The organism is Streptomyces sp. NPDC054840, assembly GCF_053611065.1.
On sequence record NZ_JBSGZP010000953.1, the window covers coordinates 1 to 2,168 of the forward strand.

Sequence of the window (2,168 nt, forward strand, 5' to 3'; positions counted from 1 at the left end):
GTCATGCCTCGGTCAACTTCCCTGCCCCGCGGCGCATTGCGCCTCTTGGCGCGCGCCCTTCCTTCCGATTTCGCGGAAGGACTGGGAAGTACCCGGTAGTGCAGCAGCGTCATTTCGCGATCGGCGCCTTCCCCGCTCCCAGGCATGATGGGCTCCACGGGAGGACGCAGCACCACAGCCGACCTCCGTCCTGATTTGTTCCCCTTCATGCCCAGCCTGCCTCATCATGGGCGGCACAGAAGATCTTGAGAGAGGTGAGCCAGGGCGTGTGGGTGAACGGTGAGGATCAGCGCCGTGTCGTGCACGTGGGGGGCGAGCTGGACATCGACCGGGCGCCGATGCTGCGCGACGCCCTGCACACGGTGATCACCCGGCCGGGCGGCCCGGACGAGATCGTCGTCGACCTGTCCGGTCTGTCGTTCTGCGACTCCTCCGGCCTCAACGCCCTCATCCACGCGCAGCAGACAGCGGCAGAACACGGCCGGCGCATCATCCTGCGTACCCCGCCGTCCCAGTTCCGGCGCCTGCTCGAGATGACCGGCGCCGACGCTCTCTTCCCGGTCACCGACAGCTGACCGAGTCCAGCCGCGGTCCCCCACCCGGATGCAAGGTGGCAGGGCGATTGGGTCCACGCACGCGGGGCCCGGCCGGTTGAGGCCACCCCGGCCGGGCACCGCTACGAACACCGGGCTATCCCGCCCGTCCGTTCCCTTCCAGTGTCCTCGGCTTCAGGTCGGGTGACCTGCACACGGCACGCCGCCCGGCGGGCCCGCCGCCGACGCGGGGCAGGGCGAGGATGCACGAATCCCCCGCCTTCTACGGATGGGGATCACCTGTGCTGGAACGCAAGCGGCTCAAGGACAAGACCCAGGTCACCTTCGTCCTGCCCGAGAACAGTCCCGTGGGTCCGGTCAGTGTGGTCGGGGATTTCAACCACTGGAACCCTGCGGCCCACCCCCTCGAACCCCGAGGCGACGGGATCCGCGCCGCGAACATGTCACTGGCCGCGAACAGCAGCCACTCGTTCCGCTACCTCGCCGCTGGCGACTACTGGTTCGACGACGAAACCGCCGACCACCACGACGGCACCAACAGCCGCATCAACACCTGAGCCACCCGGCCTGCGCCGGTCGCGCGGTGGAAGACGCCGTGCCGGCCGAGCCGGCCCTCGAACGTGGCATGGGTACGAAGGACCGGCTGGTTCCGATGGGTGGGGACGTGGTGTGTTCTACGGTCGTGTGGAGGGACGCAGCGTTGTCGTCATGAGGGCGAAGGGGGCGTCGTGGCCACGTTGTTGGGGCGGCAGGAGTTGAACGCGCGGGTGGAGTTCCGTGGCTTTGCGTTTCAGGAGTCGGACGAGAGCGTGGTGCCGGTGCCGTTCCCGGACGACTTTCAGTGGGGCGTATTCCTGCAGGCGCACGTGCGCCGGTTCGATCTGTTCAGTGCGGGCCATACCCACACGGCTGCCGTCACGGCCAGGGTCTGGGACAGTCAGCCTGATACCGACGCCGGTGAGTGGGATGAGCGGGCCAAATCGACTACGAGTCTGTCACCGGTGGTGTGGCTGTGTGGGGATCAGGCCGGTCGGAGGACCTCGTCAGGCTGGGCCGTCCCGGGGTGTGGCGGGTGCGGGTGGCTTGCGTGGGAAGAGCCGAGGTGGAGGCCGTGACGCGGTCCGAGGGCACGGCCTACCGGCTGGAGCGCTATACGATCGATTTCTGGCCGAAAGCCCCTTGAGGGGATGCTCACCAGCCGACGGCCCGCGGCCCTGCACGCGTAAGTTGGCCCAGCTCGGTGTGGGGAGTGAGAAGGGGCAAATCTTCTACCCGGCACCGCGCGTCCCTAAAGAGAAGGGATAAGGAGTCACTCTGTCCACCACGCCGGGCCCGATCCGGTCTGATCATCACCGTGCCGCTGTGGCGGTACCAAGCCGGACGGCGCCGTGTTGCGCACACAGTCCAGCCCGAATCGGCCGACCGCGATACGCACTTGGTCCTGGCGGTGAACAGAGCGTCTGCCCTGTCCAGCACTCTGCCGATGCGTTGCGGGCTGTACGAGCGGCATGGATGCCGTCGATCCCAGGATTTGTGCCACACGCCAGCGGCCCCGGTCCGGCGTGTCCGCCGCGCCGCCAGCCCTTGACGGCGACCGCCTGACCCGCCGCGGCC

2 protein-coding genes are annotated in these 2,168 nt (G+C 68.2%); both read left to right on the forward strand.

Annotated features, from left to right (window positions below; translation table 11 throughout):
• Window positions 1–254 precede the first annotated feature (254 nt).
• Window positions 255–575 (forward strand): STAS domain-containing protein, encoded by a 321-nt coding sequence (locus ACWGIU_RS36340; RefSeq protein ID WP_453712346.1) that lies wholly within the window; start codon window positions 255–257, stop codon window positions 573–575.
• 260 nt (window positions 576–835) lie between these two features.
• On the forward strand, window positions 836–1,111 hold the full coding sequence (locus ACWGIU_RS36345; RefSeq protein WP_453712347.1) for an isoamylase early set domain-containing protein: 276 nt from the start codon (window positions 836–838) through the stop codon (window positions 1,109–1,111).
• Window positions 1,112–2,168: the final 1,057 nt, after the last annotated feature.